Annotated in this window: 16 protein-coding genes; 11 read left to right on the plus strand and 5 right to left on the minus strand. The window is 64.2% G+C overall.

The window, feature by feature from the left end:
* Nucleotides 1-52: 52 nt before the first annotated feature.
* The 3 genes from xylF to AC07OE_RS00110 form a co-directional block, all read right to left on the minus strand.
* Entirely contained in the window at nt 53-1072 is a 1020-nt protein-coding gene (xylF, locus tag AC07OE_RS00100) for a D-xylose ABC transporter substrate-binding protein (RefSeq protein ID WP_495068532.1), read from the minus strand.
* A gap of 212 nt (nt 1073-1284) precedes the next feature.
* On the minus strand, nt 1285-2331 hold the full coding sequence (gene chvE, locus AC07OE_RS00105; RefSeq protein ID WP_495069117.1) for a multiple monosaccharide ABC transporter substrate-binding protein: 1047 nt from the start codon (nt 2329-2331) through the stop codon (nt 1285-1287).
* Between the two features lie 81 nt (nt 2332-2412).
* Nucleotides 2413-4017, minus strand: coding sequence for a methyl-accepting chemotaxis protein (locus tag AC07OE_RS00110; protein WP_495068533.1), 1605 nt, complete (start codon nt 4015-4017; stop codon nt 2413-2415).
* 164 nt (nt 4018-4181) lie between these two features.
* Here AC07OE_RS00110 and AC07OE_RS00115 point away from each other — a divergent pair, with 164 nt between their 5' ends.
* Both AC07OE_RS00115 and AC07OE_RS00120 read left to right on the plus strand, forming a co-directional pair.
* Entirely contained in the window at nt 4182-5813 is a 1632-nt protein-coding gene (locus tag AC07OE_RS00115) for a CRTAC1 family protein (protein ID WP_495068534.1), read from the plus strand.
* Nucleotides 5810-7156, plus strand: a complete 1347-nt coding sequence (locus tag AC07OE_RS00120; protein WP_495068535.1) for a vanadium-dependent haloperoxidase — start codon at nt 5810-5812, stop codon at nt 7154-7156. The genes AC07OE_RS00115 and AC07OE_RS00120 overlap by 4 nt, the downstream gene beginning before the upstream one ends.
* Before the next feature lie 13 nt (nt 7157-7169).
* Here the strand turns inward: AC07OE_RS00120 and AC07OE_RS00125 are convergent, their stop codons facing one another.
* The gene (locus AC07OE_RS00125; RefSeq protein ID WP_495068536.1) at nt 7170-7754 is read right to left on the minus strand and encodes a hemerythrin domain-containing protein; all 585 of its coding nucleotides are present in this window, start codon (nt 7752-7754) and stop codon (nt 7170-7172) included.
* A 151-nt stretch (nt 7755-7905) separates the two neighbouring features.
* Here AC07OE_RS00125 and AC07OE_RS00130 point away from each other — a divergent pair, with 151 nt between their 5' ends.
* Together AC07OE_RS00130 and AC07OE_RS00135 are read left to right on the plus strand one after the other, a co-directional pair.
* A complete protein-coding gene (locus AC07OE_RS00130) occupies nt 7906-11628 on the plus strand; it encodes a DUF748 domain-containing protein (RefSeq protein WP_495068537.1) in 3723 nt (1240 codons plus the stop codon).
* 9 nt (nt 11629-11637) lie between these two features.
* Complete coding sequence (locus AC07OE_RS00135; protein ID WP_495068538.1) at nt 11638-12288, plus strand: FMN-binding negative transcriptional regulator; 651 nt, start codon at nt 11638-11640, stop codon at nt 12286-12288.
* A gap of 6 nt (nt 12289-12294) precedes the next feature.
* On the opposite strand, the gene AC07OE_RS00140 is transcribed toward AC07OE_RS00135, so the two are convergent.
* A complete protein-coding gene (locus AC07OE_RS00140; RefSeq protein ID WP_495068539.1) occupies nt 12295-13308 on the minus strand; it encodes a pirin family protein in 1014 nt (337 codons plus the stop codon).
* A gap of 112 nt (nt 13309-13420) precedes the next feature.
* On the opposite strand from AC07OE_RS00140, the gene AC07OE_RS00145 reads away from it, so the two are divergent.
* From AC07OE_RS00145 to AC07OE_RS00175, 7 genes are all read left to right on the plus strand, one after another.
* Nucleotides 13421-14590 carry an exo-alpha-sialidase gene (locus tag AC07OE_RS00145; RefSeq protein ID WP_495068540.1) on the plus strand — a complete coding sequence of 390 codons (1170 nt, stop codon included), beginning with the start codon at nt 13421-13423 and terminating at the stop codon, nt 14588-14590.
* On the plus strand, nt 14587-15285 hold the full coding sequence (locus AC07OE_RS00150; protein WP_495068541.1) for a hypothetical protein: 699 nt from the start codon (nt 14587-14589) through the stop codon (nt 15283-15285). The genes AC07OE_RS00145 and AC07OE_RS00150 overlap by 4 nt, the downstream gene beginning before the upstream one ends.
* Nucleotides 15286-15401: 116 nt before the next feature.
* The gene (ygiD, locus tag AC07OE_RS00155; RefSeq protein ID WP_495068542.1) at nt 15402-16310 is read left to right on the plus strand and encodes a 4,5-DOPA-extradiol-dioxygenase; all 909 of its coding nucleotides are present in this window, start codon (nt 15402-15404) and stop codon (nt 16308-16310) included.
* A 25-nt stretch (nt 16311-16335) separates the two neighbouring features.
* Nucleotides 16336-17043 (plus strand): TetR/AcrR family transcriptional regulator, encoded by a 708-nt coding sequence (locus AC07OE_RS00160; RefSeq protein WP_495068543.1) that lies wholly within the window; start codon nt 16336-16338, stop codon nt 17041-17043.
* A 140-nt stretch (nt 17044-17183) separates the two neighbouring features.
* Nucleotides 17184-17852 (plus strand): amino acid ABC transporter permease, encoded by a 669-nt coding sequence (locus tag AC07OE_RS00165; RefSeq protein ID WP_495068544.1) that lies wholly within the window; start codon nt 17184-17186, stop codon nt 17850-17852.
* A complete protein-coding gene (locus AC07OE_RS00170; RefSeq protein ID WP_495068545.1) occupies nt 17853-18503 on the plus strand; it encodes an amino acid ABC transporter permease in 651 nt (216 codons plus the stop codon).
* A gap of 69 nt (nt 18504-18572) precedes the next feature.
* On the plus strand, nt 18573-19418 hold the full coding sequence (locus tag AC07OE_RS00175; protein ID WP_495068546.1) for a transporter substrate-binding domain-containing protein: 846 nt from the start codon (nt 18573-18575) through the stop codon (nt 19416-19418).
* Nucleotides 19419-19455 lie beyond the last annotated feature (37 nt).

Consider the following 19455-nt stretch of genomic DNA (forward strand, 5'->3'; position numbering starts at 1 on the left):
CGACCCCAGCCCGCGGTTCAAGGGCTACAACTGACTCAGACCGAAGTGTGAATTACTTGCAAGCTGCAGGTCCCTTGGCAGCATCCACACCCTTGCACAGGTCTTCCTTCTTGATCCAACCAGCCTTGACCACCAGGTCCAGGTTGGCAGCGGTTACAGGGATAGGCTTCAGGAATTGGGCTTCCAGAGGAACCTTCTTGGCACCGCCGCTCCAGGTGGTAGCGCCAGCCACTTTCTTGCCATTAGCCAGTGCCACGGCAGCAGCAGCAGCATCACGGCCCAGGTCACGGGCGTCTTTCCATACCGACACGGTTTGGCTGCCCAGGGCCACGCGGTTCAGCGCAGCGTGGTCACCATCCTGGCCGGACACGGGGATACCCTTGATGCCCTTGGCGGTAAGCGCAGCGACCACACCACCGGCCGTACCGTCGTTGGAAGCCACCACGGCGTCAATCTTGCCGCCGGTCTTGGTGATGATCTGTTCCATGTTCTTCTGCGCCACTTCGGGCTTCCAGCCGTCGGTGTATTCCTCGCCCACGATCTTGATGTCGCCCTTCTTCACAGCGGCGTCAATGATCTCTTGCTGGCCACCACGCAGGAAGTCGGCGTTGGGGTCGGTGGGAGAGCCCTTGATCATCACGTAGTTGCCCTTTGGCTTGGCGGCCAGAATGGCACGGGCTTGCATGCGGCCCACTTCCACGTTGTCGAAGGTGATGTAGAAGACGCCCGGGGCTTCGATCAGACGGTCATAGGCCACCACGGGAATCTTTTGCTGGGCAGCTTTGTTCACGGCGGGCAGGATGGCGTCCTTGTCCATGGCCAGCACGATGAGGGCCTTGGCACCCTTGGCGATCAGGCTGTCGATGTCAGCCAGTTGTTTTTCAGGAGAGCCGCCCGCGTCGGCGCTGATGTAGCTGGCCCCTGTTTTGGCCAACTGGGCCTTGATGGCGGCTTCGTCGGTCTTCCAGCGTTCTTCCTGGAAGTTGGACCAGCTCACGCCCACGACTTGGGCGAATGCGCCAGCGGCTGCCATGCTCAGGGCAAAGGCTGTCAGGGTTGTCTTCAGTTTCATTCTTGTCTCCGGATAGTGGCCAATGTGAGGCCTTGGGGTTGTGTGAGGCTCGTGAGAGTCATCGCTGCTACCTGGCCTTTTGGGGACTTTGTTAGTTAGAGCGACAAACTAATTGTCTGCAGGAATGGGGCGAATTCTATTAGTGAAAACCCGACATAGTTTGTTGATCGAACAATATAGTCGTGACGGTGCCGATCCCGCACCGTGCTGACCTAGCGGAACAGGTAGTCCTTGTAATAGCCCGATGTCACCAGGGCCTCGCGCCAGTTGTTGATGTCCACCACCATAGGTTTGAGCAGGTAGGACTGGATCACTTTTTCGCCGTTGTTGTAGGTCTTCTCGTCATTGATTTGCGGCTTCTTGTTGGTCAGGATGGCTTGGGCCATGGTGGCCGTGACCTGTGCCAGCTCGCGCGTGTCCTTGAAGATGGTGAAGGCCTGCTCCTGGCGAATGATGGAGCGCACCGATTGCAAGTCTGCATCCTGCCCGCTCACGATGGGCAGGGGGATTCCACCCGCGCCGTAACCTGCCTTCTTGAGCGCGGCCAACAGCTCGATGGCAATGCCGTCATTGGGCGACAGCACCGCGTAAAGCCTTTGCTTGGAATAGAACTTGTCCAGGATCTTCTCGAAGCGCAGGCGCGCCGTGGCGCCGTTCCAGGCCTTGGTAGACACGGTGTCCATGCCTGTCTGCCCCGACCCGATGACCAGCTGCCCCTTGTCCAGATAGGGCTTGAGCACTGACAGGGCGCCGTCGTAGAAGAAAAAGGCGTTGTTGTCGTCCGGTGAACCGCCGAACAGCTCGATGTGGAAGGGGCCCTTGGCCTCCTCCAGCTTGAGGCGCTTCACGATCTCCGTGCCCTGCTGCACGCCCACCTGGAAATTGTCAAAGGTGGCGTAGTAGTCAATATGGGGGGTGTTGCGGATCAGGCGGTCGTAGGAGATGACCTTGACTTTCTGTTCCGCCGCCTTCTTCAGGATAGGCCCCAAGGTGCTGCCGTCGATGGGGGCGACGATCAGCAGCTTGGCGCCCTTTTGCAGCATGCCGTCGATCTGCGCAATCTGGGTCGGCACCTCGTTGTTGGCAAACTGCAATTCCGAGGAATACCCCAGCTTGTCGAGCGAGCGCACCAGCGCCAATCCATCGACCACCCAGCGCTGCAGGGCCAGGGTGGGCATGGACAGCCCCACGTCGGTCTTCTGTTGCTGCGCATGGGCTGTGGGCAGGTCGGCCATTGCGGCCAGCAGGCCACTCACCATCACTCTACGGTTGATACGCACGGTGTATTCCTTTTGACGTGTGCAAGACGTCTTAAATAGTTCATTCATAAAACAAAATTGTCACGACAAAACGTGGACAACGGAATCAGGAGAATCCAGCAGGGCCAACTCACCGGACCGTGGCGGGGTGGCGATGTCATCCAGGCGGAACGCTGTGGTGGCCAGCACCATCTCACCCGCCTGGTTGCGCAGGCCCACGGCCGATGCGGCGATCTCTTCCACCAGTGCGGCGTTTTGCTGGGTCACGCGGTCTAACTGGGAAATGGCGTCGCGCACCTGCGCCACGACCGACGACTGTGCGCTGCTGGCGCTGCTCATCTCCTGCATGATGCCGGTGACGCGGCCAATGGCTTGCACCACTTCGGCCATGGTGGCTCCGGCCTGGTCCACCTGGCGCGTGCCTTGTTCCACACGCTCCACACTGGTGGAAATCAGGTGTTTGATTTGCTTGGCTGCCTCGGCACTGCGGCTGGCCAAGCTGCGCACTTCGCTGGCCACGACTGCAAATCCGCGACCCTGTTCGCCTGCGCGGGCGGCTTCCACTGCGGCGTTGAGGGCCAGGATGTTGGTCTGGAAGGCAATACCGTCGATGACGCTGATGATGTCCGCAATCTTGCGTGACGACTCATTGATGCCGCGCATGGTCTCCACCACCTGGCCGACCACCGTTCCGCCCTGGTGGGCCACACTGGCGGCACTCATGGCCATCTGGTTGGCTTGCTGGGCCGAGTCGGCGTTGTGCCGCACTGCTTCGTTCAACGTCTCTACCGACGAGGTGGTTTCCTGCAGCGCATTGGCCTGTTGCTCGGTGCGCTCGGAGAGGTCGTTGTTGCCCTGGGCGATTTCGGTGCTGGCGTCTTCCACGGCTTGCGCGTTGTGTTTCACATTGCGCACGATGGTCTGAAAACTGCCCAGCATCCTCTGCATGGACTCCAGCATCTGCACGGTCTCGTGGTTGCCGCTGGGCGTGATGGTGGTGGTCAGGTTGCCGTCTGCCAGTTGGGCAGCCACGCTCACCGCGTGGGCCATGGGCCGTGTCATGTGCTGCGCCAGCAGCAGGGCGGCCAGCGTCATGGTGAGCGCTGCCACGGCCACCGCCAGTCCAATCGCCAGGGTGGTCTGTTTCACGCGCTGTTGTGCGTCCTGTGCCACCGCCTGGGCCTGCGCTTCGATGAGTTTGGCCAGGTCGGTCAGTGGCTGGTCAATTTCGCCATAGGTGTTCTGCAGCCCACCCAGCTTGTTCTCCGCCATGCCAATGTCGATCTTCGTGGAGTCGACCGTCAGGTTGGCCATCTCGATGTACTGGGCCAACAGGGGCTCCAGGGTCGCCAATGCTTTTTGCGTGGTCTCGTCCACTGCCAGGCCTTTGAGTTTGGTGAGGGCCTGGTTGAGTTGGTCGATGTGGTCCTTGAGGTTCTTTTCCGCTTCGGTGATGCGTTCCGGGCTCTTTTGTTGTGCACCGAACAGGGCGAGTTGGCCGTCGCTGCGGATCGCAATGTGCATGCGACTCAAGGCCTCCTTGGCTTCCATGGCGCTGGAGGCCACCGCAGTGCTTTGCACCGTGGTGTCCATGCGCCGTGCCGACAGCAGGCCCATGCCGCCCACCACCACTGTCAAGCAGGTGCCCACCAGGCCAAACGCAATGATCTGGGTCCTCAACTTCATGTCCGTGTCTCCAACTTTTATGTGCCGCACGGGCCTGGCCGCTGCGGGGTTGGTGATCATTGTCCCGGTGTGGGTCTTCAAAGACATTGGTGTAAACCCGACTTAGTTTTTTGGTCGAATTTATTAAATTCGCTATCTGACGTTTCTTTTGCACAAGGCCTTATGTGAAATTCCTGCCACTTCGTTCGCGTGCCCAACCGGGCCTGTTGCTGCTTGGGCTGTACCTCATGCTGCAGGTGTATGCCGTGGAGCCGGCACCCCTGCCACCCATCCCCCGTTTCGCGGAAGAGACCGACACCGCCGGCCTGCAAAGCCGCTTTGAAGGGGAGGGCGAGTACATGGTGGGCGGCGGTGTTGCCACCTTCGATTGCGATGGCGACGGTCTGCCCGAGGTGTATGTCACGGCGGGGGTCAACAAGGCCAAGTTCTACCGCAACCGCAGCACGCGCGGCGGTGCACTGAAGCTGCAGGAAGAGCGCTCCGGCCTGGAGCTGACCAATGCGATTGGCGCCTACCCGCTGGACATTGACGGCGATGGCCAGACCGACCTGGTGGTGCTGCGCGTGGGCGAGGTGCAGGTCTTTAAAGGCCTGGGCCAGTGCAAGTTCGAGAAAGCCAATGACGCCTGGTCTATCCACACCGGCAATGGCTGGCACACCGCATTCTCTGCCACCTGGGAGCAAGGCCAGCGCTGGCCCACGCTGGCCTTTGGCACCTACACCGATCGCAGCAAGCCAGAGTTTCCGTGGGGCAGCTGCACGCCCGGTCTGCTGCTGCGGCCCAAAGAGGGCGGCGGCTACCAGGCCGCCACACCGCTGGTACCGGGCCACTGCGCGCTGTCCATGTTGTTCTCGGACTGGAACCGCTCAGGCACGGCCGCGCTGCGTGTGAGCAATGACCGCGAGTACTACAAGGGGGGCGAAGAGCAGCTCTGGCAGTTGCCCGCTGGCGGGGCCCCCGCGCTCTACACCGCCGCCCAGGGCTGGAAACCGCTGCAGATCTGGGGCATGGGCATTGCCAGCCACGACATCAACGGCGATGGCTACCCCGACGTGTTTTTGACCAGCATGTCCGACAACAAGCTGCAGACGCTGGAGGCTGGCGCGGCCCAGCCACGCTACACCGACATCGCCTTCAAACGCGGTGTCACCGCGCACCGGCCCTATGTGGGCGGTGATGTGCACCCCAGCACCGCCTGGCATGCACAGTTTGCCGACCTGAACAACGACGGCCTGACCGACCTGTTTGTCGTGAAGGGCAATGTGTCCACCATGCCCGACTTTGCGACCCTGGACCCCAACAACCTGCTGCTGCAAAAGGCCGATGGCAACTTTGTGGAAGCAGGCAGCCAGGCGGGGCTGGCCAGCTTCAAGCGTGGGCGCGGCGGCATGGTGGTGGACCTGAATGGCGACGGCCTGCTGGATGTGCTGGTGGTCAACCGCTGGGACAAGGCGCAGGTGTGGCGCCAAACCAGCAGCGGCGCGCCTGCCGAGGCCAGTCACTGGCTGCAGTTGCGCCTGCAGCAACCCGACGGCAACCGCGATGCGGTGGGCGCCTGGGTGGAGGTGAAGCTGGGTGACGGCGATGCGGCCCGCGTGATTCGCCAGGAACTCACCGTGGGCGGTGGCCACGCCAGCGGCCACCTGGGCTGGATGCACTTTGGCCTGGGTGCTGCCAGCGCCGTGCAACTGCGCGTGCAATGGCCGCACGGTGGCTGGAGCGACTGGATGCCCGCCAAGGCCGACGCCTTCTACACCCTCAGCCCCCAAGGTCTCGTGAACTGGAAAGCCCCATGAAAACCCGATTGCTCTCCCTGTGCCTGGTGTGGGCATGTGCTTGCCTGCCCCTGCACGCACAACAAGCCGCGCCCGCCCCACGCCCCGCCAGCGCCTACAGCGCCAGCGTGGCCACTGAATGGTTCAGCCTGGCTTTGCTGCTGACCCAGCAGACCCCGGGTTTCAGTCCACCAGTCGCCTCCCGGGCATTTGCCTATATGGGCCTGGCCTTGTACGAGTCGGTGGTGCCCGGCATGCCGCAGTACCAGAGCCTCGCAGGCCAGCTGAATGAGCTGCAGTCACTGCCCTGGGCCCAGCCCGATGAGGTGCTGCACTGGCCCACCGTGGCGAATGCTTCGTTGGCGACGATGACGCGCATGATGTTTCCCACGGCCAGTGCCGAGAACAAGGCGCGCATTGACCTGCTGGAGCGCAGCTTGCCGCTCAGGTACAGCCAGGACTTTGACCCCAACACCGTGACACCCGAGATCACCAACCGCTCGGAAACCTTTGGCAAGCTCATGGCCATGGCCATCATGACCTGGGCTCGCACCGACGGCGGACACGAGGCCTGGGGCCCGTTGCGGCGCAGCCAGCAAAACTACGTGCCGCCCAGTGGGGAAGGGCAGTGGGTGCCCACGCCCCCGGCGTTTGCACCGGCGCTGTTGCCCTGGTGGGGTGATGTACGCCCCTTTGTGCTGAAGGCCAGCACGGCCTGCGCCGCACCACTGCCCCCGCCGTATTCTGAGAGCCCAAGTTCAGCCTTCTACAAGGAAGCCAACGAGGTCTACCAGGTCAGCAACAAGGCCACGCAAGAGCAGCGCCAAGTGTCGCTGTACTGGGCGGATGACCCCCTGAAAACCCCCACGCCGGCCGGGCACTGGGTCTACATTGCCAACGACTTGCTCAAGCAGCAAAAGGCGGACCTGGCCCAGGCGGCCCAAACCATGGTGCGCCTGAATCTGGCCATGGCCGATGCCTTCATTGCGGGTTGGAAGACCAAGTACACCGTGAGCCTGTTGCGGCCGGTGACCTATGTGCAGCTGGTGATCGACAGCAACTGGGTCCCTACGCTGATGCACACGCCACCGTTTCCCGAATACCCCTCGGGCCACTCGGTGCAGTCGAGTGCGGCGGCCGGCATCCTGGAGGCCGCCTTTGGCGCCAACAAGCCCTTCACCGACAACACCCACAACGACCGCGGTTGGGGGCCGCGCACCTTTGCCAGCTTCCGCGTGGCAGCCGACGAAGCGGCCATCTCGCGCATGTACGCGGGCATCCACTTCCGCAGCGGCATTGAGGGGGGCAAGGTGCAGGGGCGCTGCGTGGCGCAGCAGGTGCTGGCGCTCAAGCTGGTGCGCTAGTGCCGCGCGGTGCTCAGGCGTCGCCCACGCCAATGGGGGCGGGGGCGCGCATGACGATGCGGGTGAACAGGCGGTCGTAGACCGGGTCGCGCGGCTGCTTGCCGGTCAATGGATCGCAGTTGATGGCAAAGGCGGCGTCCAACGCGGCCCAATCCGCCTCGGCCAGCACGGTTTGGGCCACTGGCAGGATGGCGGTTTCCTCCAGCTTCATGTGGGCCAGGTAGTCGGCCACGTAGCGGCGTACCGCAGTGTCAAAGGCCGTGTGGCGGCTGTCCCCCACCAGTTCCCAGGCCAGCAGCAGGTGCTGCAGCTCCCGCACGTTGGCTTCGCTGTGGGCGTGGTCCTTTTCCAGCTGCACGATCACCTCCATGGTTTGCGGGGCCAACCGCGCGACGCGGGGGAACAGCAGGTTGGATTCCTTGGGGTGGTGCAGCTTCTCGGGGAACTCGTCAATGTAGAACAGCATGGCGCGCAGCACATCGAAAAAACACTCGGGTTCGTCACCCGGTCCGCGGTCCAGCATCATCAGCAGGGATTGCAGCATGGCACGCAAGGCCGCGTGTTCGTCTTTGATGGTTTGCAGGCTGGTCTGGGGCATGGCGGTTCTCCGGTGTGGGCTGTGCAAGCTTCCCACGGTAGACGGCCAACGCACTTGATGCAGGTCAATGGCTGTGGTTGTCGTGGCGGCCCGTTACCATCCTGGCTGGGCACGGTGGTGCCGCGTCTAAGCCTTTAGGAACCGTTGTGCCATGACCTCTTTTTCTCCCCGTACCTTCACTTGGTTGCGCCGGCTCGCATGGTCCGTTGCTGGGCTGGTGTCGTTCTGGTGCCTGGCGTGGCTGGCGGTGCCCCCATTGCTCAAAAGCCAAGCACAAAGCCGCCTGACGGCGCTGCTGGGCCGCACGGTGACGGTGGGTGCGGTGGACTTTGCACCCTGGTCGCTGGAACTCACGCTGCGCGATCTGGCGGTGGCCAAGGCGGACGGCAGCGGCCCGCAGTTCAGCGTGGCCCGCATCTATGTGGATGCCGAGCTGCAGTCGCTGCTGCGCTTGGCACCCGTGGTGGACGCGGTGACGGTGGAGGGCCCCACGTTGCAGCTCACCCACCTGGGCAATGGCCACTACGATGTGGATGACATCGTGCAGCGCCTGAGCGCGCCGTCGGACACACCACCCGGCCCCTTGCCCCGCTTCGCGGTCTACAACGTGACGCTGACCGGTGGCAGCGTGGACTACGCGGACCAGAGCCTCAAGGGCCCCGTACGCCAGCACACGCTGCGCGACCTGCAGCTCAGCGTTCCGTTTCTGAGCAACTTCGATTCGCAGCGCGACGTGCTGGTGTCGCCGCGCCTGGCCTTTGTGCTCAACGGCAGCGCGTTTGACACGGCCGCCCAGGGCACGCCGTTTGCCCAGACCCGCAAGGGCGAGGCGCAGATCAAGATCAGCCAGTTGGACCTGAAACCCTACCTGGGCTACCTGCCGGCCGGCCTGCCGGTTCAGCTGCAGGGCGCGGTGGTGGATGCCGAACTCAAGGTCGGTTTTGTGCAAACCCCGGCAACCGCGGTTAGCCTCTCGGGCACTGTGACCCTGAGCCGCCTGGCAGTGGCTGATACGGCGGGCGCACCGCTGCTGGCGGTAGACACCGTGCGCACCGAGCTGGCCGATGTGCGGCCGCTGGAGCGCTCGGTCAAGCTCTCGGCCCTGACCATCACCAACCCGCACTTGCAGGTGGCCCGCACGCACAACGGTCACCTGAATCTGGACTTTGTTTCCGGCAAGCCGGTCCAAAATGCTCCTAAAAAAGTAGCTGTAACTGCAGATTCCACGGGGGCTGCAAGCCAAAAAGACGCTCAAGTGCCAGCCGCAACCTCCTCGGCAGCGCTTGCACCGGCCCCTTGGGCTCTGCAGTTGGACCGCCTGGAGTTGGCCGGCGGAACGGTGGATTGGCTGGACCAACAGACCCAGCCTGCGGCCAAGCTGGCGCTGGCCGACGTAGCACTGACCGCCCAGGGCCTGCAATGGCCCATGGACAAGCCCGCCACCGCCGAAGCCTCGGCCACCGTGTCTGCCAAGGGCACGCCGGCCCGCCTGGGCCTCAAGCTGGGCGGCACGCTGCGGCAGGGCACCGCCGAGGCCACCGTGAACGACCTGCCGCTGGCGCTGGCCACGCCCTACACGGCCCAGTTTCTGGTGCCCACGCTGCGTGGCTTGCTGGACGCCCAGTTGGGCGCCAGCTGGCAGGGTGACCAGGTCAAGGCCACGGCGCAGCGCCTGGCTGTGCGCGACGCGGCACTGGTGGGCGCCAAGTCCGCCGCGGCTGATGGCACAGGCCGGGGCGGCAATGGTCCCTCGTCGTCGGACCTGCCGCAGTTCAAGTTGCTGGAGCTCACCGATGTGCAGGCCGACCCCACGGCGCGCAGTGCGCGCATCGGCAAGCTGCTGCTGCAACGCGCCAGCACTGGCGTGCGCCGCGAGGCCGATGGGCAATGGATGTTCCAGAGCTGGCTCAAGCCCACGGCCGCACCCGCACCTGCAGCAGCGCCAGAAAAACCAGCTGCCGCGGGCGCCCCATGGAAGGTGGCGCTGGGCGAACTGCATGTGCAGGACGCCAGTGCCGTGGTGTCTGACCGTACCCACGCGCGCCCCGTGCGATTGGAGGTGTCGGCCCTGAACCTACTGGTAAAGGACGCGCAGCTGGATGGCAAAAAGCCCGTACCGGTGACGCTGAGCGCTCAGGTGAAGTCTGGACAGGCTGATGCCGGCAGCCTGCGCTACCAGGGTACCGCAGCGTGGGACCCGGTGCAGGTGCAGGGCAGTGTGGAGCTGCTGGAACTGCCCGCCCACGCGCTGGTGCCGTACTTTGCCGACCAGATCAACCTGGACGTGCTGCGCGCCGACGCCAGCTTCAAGGGCCAGCTCCGCTTCGCCAGTACGCCCAAGGGCCCCGAGGTGACGCTGAAAGGTGACGCTCAGCTGGAGGACTTCCGTGCCAACACTGTGCAGGGCCCCAGCGGCGGCATTGCCGAGGAGCTGCTGAGCTGGAAGGCGCTGAACGTGCCCGGCATTGACCTGGCGATGGCGCCTGGCACGGCCACCCGCGTGGCCGTGCGTGAGGCCGCGCTGTCCGACTTTTATGCGCGCCTCATCGTCAGCCCCGCAGGGCGGCTGAACCTGCAGGATCTGATGAAGACACCTGCGCAGGCTGATGCCGCCGCCAGCACTGCGCCCGCACCGGTGGCATCTGCAGCAGTGGCGGCCAGCGCCACGCCTGATGCCCTCATCACCGTGGGCCCCATCAGCCTGGTGAACGGCAAGGTGCTGTTCTCGGACCGATTCATCCAGCCCAACTACACGGCCGACTTGAGTGACCTGACCGGCAAGCTCAGCCAGTTCTCCAGCCAGCCTAGCAATGGCGCTGTGCAGCTGGCCGACCTGGAGCTGCGCGGCCGCGCCGAGGGTACCGCTTCGCTGGAGATCACCGGCAAGCTCAACCCTCTGGCGAAGCCGTTGGCGCTGGATATTGCCGGCAAGGTGCGTGACCTGGAGCTGCCACCGCTCTCGCCCTACGCCGTGAAATACGCGGGCTATGGCATCGAACGCGGCAAGCTCAGCGTGGACGTGCATTACGCCGTGCAGCCCAATGGCCAGCTCACCGCCAGCAACAAGCTGGTGCTGAACCAACTGAGCTTTGGCGACAAGGTGGAGGGCGCGCCCAACAGCCTGCCCGTGAAGTTGGCGGTGGCCTTGCTGGCTGACCGCAACGGTGTGATTGACCTGGACCTGCCCATCAGCGGCTCGATCAATGACCCTCAGTTCCGCATCGGCCCGGTGATCTGGAAGGTCATCACCAACCTGGTGGTGAAAGCCATCACCTCGCCCTTCAGCTTGCTGGCCAACGCGTTTGGCGGTGGCAGTAGTTCAGAGCTCAGCACCGTGGCGTTTGCACCGGGCAGCGGCGTGCTCAACGATGCCGCACGCACTGGCCTGGACAAGGTGGCCAAGGCGCTGGTGGAGCGCCCCGCGCTTAAGCTCACCGTGGTGGGCCAGGCCCAGCTGGAGGCCGAGCGCGAGGCCGTGAAGCGCGAAAAACTCAAGGGCTTGCTGCTGGCCGAGAAACGCCGCCGTGCCAGTGGCCAGGGCGAAGACGCTGCCAACGTGGCCGGCTACACGCCAGAAGAGATGCCGGTGCTGCTGCGCGCCGTGTACCGCCGGGCCGACATCACCAAGCCGCGCAACCTGGTGGGCCTGACCAAGGACATCGAAGTGCCTGACATGGAAGCGCTGCTGCTGGCCAACATCACCGTCACCGACGACACCATCCGCGAACTGGCGCTGCAGCGCGGCGTGGCCGTGAAGGACTACCTGGCCACCCAGAAAGTGCCGGCCGAGCGCCTGTTCCTGGGTGCCATCAAGACCGGTGGCCCCGTGGCCGATGCCAAGCCACAGGCCGAACTGAACCTGACCATGCAATAGGCGAGGCCCATGTACAACAACAGCCCATTTGAAGAAACCCGCCCCGAGGTGTTGCACGCGCTGCTGCGCAGCCACCCGCTGACCACGCTGGTGACCTGGACTACGCAGGGGCTGGAGGCCAACCACATTCCTCTCTACCTGCGCACCCAGGGTGTGGTGCGCCCCACGCTGGTAGGCCACGTGGCACGCGCCAACCGCCTCTGGCGCGACACCGATCTCTCCATACCCGTGCTGGCCATCTTCCAGGGCCCGCAGCACTACATCAGCCCCGGCTGGTACGCCAGCAAGGCCGAGCACGGCAAGGTGGTGCCCACGTGGAACTATGCCGTGGTGCACGCCCGTGGCACGCTGCAGATCCATGACGACGCGGCCTGGCTACGTGCGCAAATGGTGGAGCTGACCGGTCAGCAGGAGACCGGCATGTCCCACCCCTGGCGTGTGGACGATGCGCCGACCGACTACACCGACACGCTGCTGGGCGCGGTGGTGGGCATCGAGATTCCCATCGATGCGCTGACAGGCAAATGGAAGGTCAGCCAGAACCAATCTGAGGTTAACCAAGTAACCGTGAAGCAGGGGCTGCACGGCCTGGGCACACAGGCCGGTGCGGCGATGGCGGGGCTGGTGGAGGCGTTTGGGGTGAACGCGACGAAGGGCTAGCGCCCCTCAACGTTCTTCCACTTTGCCGTCCGCGTGCTTGGCAAAGCGGCCCTTGTCGCGCGGGTGCACGGGGTCGCTTGCGCCCCAGGGCCAGCCGCCAAACTCGGTGCGGCGGTAGTCAGCAAAAGCCTGGTGAATCTCTTGCTGGGTGTTCATCACAAACGGGCCGTACTGTGCCACGGGCTCGCCAATCGGGCGGCCTTGCAGCACCAGCAGCTCGCTCTCCACATCGCCATTCACCAAGGTGCAGTCATCGGTGGCGCGCACTTCCAGCACGGACTTGACGGGCACAGCCTGACCGGCCACGGTCAGCGCGCCGCCCTGGAAGAAGTACAGCTGGCGACGTGTGGCTGCGTTGGTGGCGCCCGGCAGGGTCCAGGTGGCGCCGGGGCTGAGCTTGATGGTGTAGATGGCCAAGTCGCTGTCGGACTCGCTGGCCCAGGAGTCGGGCGGGGGTGGCAGGCCGCGCTGGTCGCCTAAAGCGCCAGCAATACACACCACCTCGGTCGTGCGGCCATTGGCATCGGTGGCGGTGGTGCGCGGAATGCTCTCGTGCCAGAACATGGTGAAGTGCGGCTCCACCATCTTGCTTTTGGCGGGCAGGTTTAGCCAGATCTGGAACAACTCGGTGGGGTTGGGCTGGTCGGCGTGCACCAGAGGGAACATCTCGCAGTGCACGATGCCTTTGCCCGCGGTCAGCCACTGCACATCGCCACCGCCAAAGCGCGCGGTGGCACCCAGCGAGTCGGAATGGTCGATGAGCCCGCGGCGTACGATGGTCACGGTCTCAAAACCGCGGTGTGGATGTGAGGGGAAGCCGGGCACCGTGTCGCCGTGGTACATGCTCCAGCCGTCCTTGCCGGCAAAGTCCTGGCCAATATTGCGTCCGGCCAATGAGGCCTGGGGTGCCATGCGGGCGTCGCCCGCAGGGTAGGCGTCGTTGTGGTGTACGCAAAACAAAAAAGGATCAATCGTTTGCCAGGGGAAACCCAGTGGTGCGAGCGAGAGGATGGTGGACATGCGGAACCCCAAAATGGAAAGAGACGACGGTAGTGCTCCTATTGTCTCTGCCGTCGGTGCTTTTTGCCGGCGGCCTGCGGAATGTCCACATCCCTGCCACTAAGATCGGCGCATGTTGCTTTCCTCGCGTTTCTTTCGCGGCCTGGGTGCCTTGGCCATTGCGGCGGCGGTGCTGGCGGCCGAGCTGGTGCAGCGGCCTGCGTTGCCCATGCCTGCGCAGGCTGTGTCGCCCGTGGCGGCGGGAGCGGGGCCACGCGCGGCCCAGTTGCACCGTGTGGCACAAGGCACCATCCCCATGCCGCCGGGTACCGCGGCGGCCCACGCCAGCAGCCTGCTGGTTATGCCGCCCGAGAGTCCGTTCGCACTGACCGTGTTCTGGTTCTCTGGCGAGCGTGAAAGCGGGCCACTGGTGCAGATTGCGGCCTCGCAGTTTGACCGTGCCACCCAGGCCTGGTCGCCTCCGCGTTTTGTGGTGAACCGCCACCGTGTGGGCGACGACATCGGATTTGGCCTGCGCCGGCTGGGCAACCCCGTGGCTTGGCGCGATGGCCAGGGCCGCATTCACCTGTTTGTGGTGGCCACGGGCTGGGGCGGCTGGGCCGCCAGCCGCGTACTCCACCTGCGCCAGAGCAGCGCGCCGCAGACTCTGTCGGACTTGAGTTTTGAGCCCGTGGGCGTGCTACCGCTGTCGTGGCTGTGGAACACCAGCTACCTGGTGCGCAACGCGCCACTGCCGCTGGCCGACGGCGGCATGGTGCTGCCCGTGCATTTCGAGCTGGGCATCAAATACCCGGCCGCGCTGCGTTTTGATGCAGATGGCAACTTCAAGGGGCTGGTGCGTATTTCGCCGCGGCCCTATGCGCTGCAGCCCACGCTGCTGGCCCAGTCGCCCACGCAGTGGCTGGCGCTGCTGCGGGATGAGCGTGCGCAAGGCAAGGTGCTGGCCGCGCAAACCGACGATGGCGGCAGGCACTGGCGCGACCTGCCCGACTTGGCCTTGGACAACCCCGATGCTGCGGTCGGTGGCCTGGCGTTGGCGCCGGGACAATTGCTGCTGGCCCACAATTCGTCAGTGGGCTCAAGGGCACAGCTGGACCTGAGCCACAGCGCCGATGGCGTCCACTGGAGCCTGCTGCAAACGCTGGAGAAAGGTGGGGTCGAGGACGAGTTTTCTTACCCCGCACTGGCCTGGGCGGACGGCAACCTCTGGGTCAGCTACACCGTGGACCGCCAGCGTTTGGGCTGGCAACGCTTTGCGGCCACTGCCGGAGGCAAGCCATGAGCCCGGAAAGCCTTTGGAGCGGAGTGCTGCATCTGGCGGCCACGGCGGTGGCCACGGACGCCCCTGCACTGCCCGCACTGTGCGCAACCCAAATGTGGCTGCACTTGGGCTGGGGTGTGGTAGCGGCCTGGCTGGGGTGTGTGCTGGTGAAGCTGTGGAACCCGCACCGGGCTGTCCTGTTGGCCGTGGCCGCAATGATCGTCGCCAGCATGTGGCTGCCCGACCCCTGGTCGCCGGCGTTCTGGTTGGGGCTGGCGTTCCAGCAGCCCAGCCTGGTGCTGGCGCTGTTGTGCACACGCCTGCTGGTGCGCCAGCTGCGCAAGGCACCGCCGCCCTGGGCCACGCGCCGCCCCCCGCAGCCCACGCGAGGCCTGGCACCGCTGGCATTTGCGGGGGTGCTGATGGGTTGGGCGCTGCTGCTCGATGCCTTTGCGTTGCTGCCCCTGCCGGCGTCGCTCTATGCTTGGGGTTTCAGCCCGCTGGCCGTGGCGCTGGTGGCCTGGGTCAGCCTGGGGCTGGTGCTCTCCAGCACCCAGGTAGGCCGCAGGCCCGTGGCCTGGGTGGTACCGCTCGCCATGGTGGCCTTTGTGGCGCTGCGCCTGCCCACAGGCAATGTGTGGGATGCGGTGCTGGACCCCTGGCTCTGGCTGGGGCTGCACGGATACCTGCTGCGCGTGGTGTTGCGGCGCTATTAAATTAGTAGCCATTTGCCCAATATTGACGGGGGATAGAGAGACTATTGACGTAGTAGTCGGCGCCAAAGGGGTACTGGCACGGGGAACTTCGCGCGCATCCGTGGCTCCATAAGCCCATGCACCGCAGACACACCTTGGCCGCCCTGGCCGCTTTTCCCGGCCTCCTCACCACTGCACTGGCCAGCGCCGCCAGCCAGCCGCTGCTGCAGGTGCTCAAGCCTTCGCCGCGCATGCCGGTGCTGTTTGTGGGCCATGGCAGCCCGATGAACGCGATCGAAGACAACGCCTGGCGACGCAGCTGGCAGGCCATGGGCAAGGAGTTGCTGGCGCGAGGTGTTCGGCCGCAGCTCATCCTGTGTATCTCGGCCCATTGGCTCACGCCGGGCTGGCAGCTCACTGGCATGGCAGAACCCCGCACCATCCATGACTTTGGTGGCTTCCCGCGCGAGCTGCAGGAGGCGCAGTACCCTGCGCCCGGTGCGCCAGCCGTCGCACGCAGCCTGGCCAGCGCACTCAAGTCGCCTGCGACCGGCGCGCCCCTGGGCGTAGACGCGCAGCAGTGGGGCCTGGACCACGGCACGTGGTCGGTGCTCAAGCCCATGTTCCCCAAGGCGGATATTCCCGTGATGCAGCTCAGCATGGACTACAGCCGCGCGCCGGCCGAGCACTACGCGCTGGGCCGGCAGCTGCAGGCGCTGCGCGAGCGGGGCGTGCTCATTGTGGGCAGCGGCAACATCGTGCACAACCTGCGCGCCACCCGCGAAGGAACCGCCGCCAACGAGGCCTATGACTGGGCCACAGAATTCGACACCGTGGTGCAAAACCAGATCAAGCGCGGCCAGCTGGACGCGTTGCCCAACTTCCAGTCGCTGGGTACCGTGGCCCAGCAGGCCCATCCTTCGTACGACCATTACCTGCCCCTGTTGTACGCGGCCGGCGCGGCGCGCGCCAGTGAAATGCCGCGCTTCTTCAACACCGGGTTTCAGTCCGCATCGATCTCCATGCGCTCGGTGCTCTGGGGGTAAGCAGGCAGCCTCCTATACTCGCGGAATGAACCAGTCAGTACATTCTGCGGGGACTGCCAAGGCGCGCAGCCCGGCCAAGGCCAAGGTCACTGCGGCGGCGAAGAAGGCCACGGCGCCCTCGCGGACCAATGACCCGGCGCGCACCATGGCCGGCATTCTGGCGGTGGCGACCCAGGAGTTTGCGGCCAAGGGCCTGAGTGGTGCGCGCATCGACGCGATTGCCGAGGCTACGCACACGAGCAAGCGCATGATTTACTACTACTACGGCAGCAAGGAAGGCCTGTACCTGGCCGTGCTGGAGGAGTCGTACCGCCGCATGCGCGAGATCGAGGGGGCGCTGCACCTGGAAGACCTGGAGCCCGAAGCCGCACTGCGCCGGCTGGTCGAATTCACCTTTGACCAGCACGCCAGCAACGAGGATTTCATCCGCCTGGTGATGAACGAGAACATCGAGCAGGGGGCCTACCTGGCGCAAAGCCGCTCTATCCAGAAGCTCAATGTGCCGGCCATCCAGGCTATCCGTTCGCTCTATGACCGGGGTGTGCAGCAAAAAATCTTCCGGCCCGGGCTGGACCCGGTGGACATCCACGCCTCCATCTCGGCGCTGGCGTTTTTCAATGTTTCCAACCGCCATACCTTCGGGCTGATCTTCAAGGACAAGGCGCAAACCGCCCAGTCTGCTGCCCGCCGCGACAGCATCACCGAGATGGTGGTGCGCTTCGTGCGCGCGTAATTCACTTCCGGCATAACAGTTGTAGCCAGAATCGATTCTTGGCATAGGGTTATCCCTGTGAATATAAAACTAACCAGTTAGTACATTATTTGGGAGCCATACAGAAAAAGGCGGCTCGACTGAACACAACAGAAGGCGTCATGGAATACAAGTTTGACTTTGGTCCGGTCATTGCCGGACTGCCAGACCTGCTCTGGGGATGTGCCGGCACCATGGGATTGGCACTGGCCGGCATGCTGCTGGCCACCGCCATTGGCATTGTGGGCGTGGTCCTGCGGGACTCGCCCATTGCGGTCGTGCGCTGGGCCGTGGCCACCTTTGTGGAGGTCATTCGCAACACGCCGTTTCTGGTGCAGATCTACTTTGTCTTCTTTGCCTTGCCGCTGGCCGGGATTCGGCTGGACCCTACGCCGACAGCCATCATCGCCCTGGGCGTGAATGGCGGTGCCTACGCCATCGAGATCATCCGCGGCGGTGTGCAGGCCATCAACAAGGGGCAGATCGAAGCCGGCTTGGCGCTGGGTCTGCAAAAACTGCAGATCTTCCGGCTGGTCGTGCTCAAGCCCGCACTGCGCACCATTTACCCGTCGCTGGTCAGCCAGTTCATCCTGTTGACGCTGACGACCAGTATTGCCTCGGCCATCTCGGCTTACGAACTGACCTCGGTGGCGCAGCGCATTGAGTCCGATTCGTTCAAGAGCTTCGAAGTCTATGGGACTGTCACGGTTCTGTACTTGGCCATTTCCACGCTGATGCTGATGGGCTTTGGCCAGCTTGGAAAACGCTTCTTCAGCTATCCGGTGAAATAAATGCACTCCATCACAATCCCGGAATTCCTGTTCCTGCTGAAGGGCTCGCAGTGGACCATTGCACTGTCCCTCATCGGTCTGGTCCTCGGCGCTATCGCTGGTTTGGCGATTGCACTGGCCCGCACTTCGGACATCCCGGTGCTGCGACGTGCCACGGGCGCCTACATCGCCGTGTTCCAGGGCACCCCCCTGCTGATGCAGCTGTTCGTTACCTATTACGGGTTGGCGCTGATCGGCCTGAAGCTCGATGCCTGGGTGTCGGTGGCCATTGGCTTTACGCTGCATGCCAGCGCCTTCCTGGGCGAGATCTGGCGCGGCTCCATTGAAGCCGTGCCCCGCGGCCAGACGGAAGCCGCCAACGCGCTGGGCATCAGCTACTTCACCCGCATGAAGAAGGTGGTGCTGCCGCAGGCCATTCGCATCTCGTTGCCGGCCACGGTGGGTTTTCTGGTGCAGCTCATCAAGGGCACGTCACTGGCAGCCATCGTCGGGTTTGCCGAGCTGGCGCGCAGCGGCAGCATCGTATCCAACCAGACCTTCCAGCCGCTGGTGGTCTATGGAATTGTGGGCGCCTTGTACTTCGCCATGTGCTGGCCGCTGTCCCTCTTTGGCTCGCGACTGGAACGCAAACTTGCCACCGCCGCCCGGTGATCGGCCCTGGCACGCACCTGAACCTCACCGCATCTGCAACCTGAACGTACAACACTGGAGACACTTGATATGACAACCACGCCCACTTCCCTGAAACATCGCCGGATGCTGCTGGGTGCCGCTGCGACACTGATCGCCGCATCGGCCTTGTTCACCCAATCGGCATCGGCCGTCACGCCGGCTGAAATCAAGGCCAAGGGCAAGCTGGTAGTCGGCATCCAGGCGGCCAATGCACCTTGGGGCTTTGTGGACGCCACCACCGGCAACGCCGACGGTATCGATGCGGACATGGGCAAGCTGTTTGCCAAAGAGCTGGGTGTCCAAGTGGAGTTCGTGGGCCTGGAAGTGGCCAACCGCATTCCCGCGCTGACCTCCGGCCGCGTGGATGTGCTGTTTGCCACCATGGCCATGCTGCCTGAACGTGCCAAGGCGGTGCAGTACAGCAAGCCCTATGTGGCCAACGGTATCTACCTGGTGGCCGCCAAGACCACCGTTGTCAAGACCGACGCGGACATGGGCAAGCTGGTGATCGGCGTGCCGCGCGCAGCCGTGCAGGACACGGAAGTCACCGCCCATGCGCCAGCGGGCACCACCATCCGCCGCTTTGACAACGACGCCGCCACCATCCAGGCGCTGCTGTCAGGCCAGGTGCAGGCTGTGGGTGCCAACGTGTTCTACGTGAAGCGCCTGAACGAAGCCACGCCGAACACCTACGAAAACAAACTGGAATTCAAACCCCTGTTCAACGGCGCCTGCTCGCGTCTGGAAGACAAGGACCTGAACGTTGCGCTGAACGCCTTCATCGACAAGATCAAGGCCAACGGCGAACTGGCCAAGGTGCAGCAGAAGTGGATGGGTTCTTCCATGTTGAACTTCCCTGCCAGCATCGAAGGTGTGCCCTTCGTTGCCAAATAAGCCAACCGCCGAACAGAAAGCGCCCGTGCCATGAGCC

The organism is Rhodoferax sp. GW821-FHT09E07 (assembly GCF_059416145.1).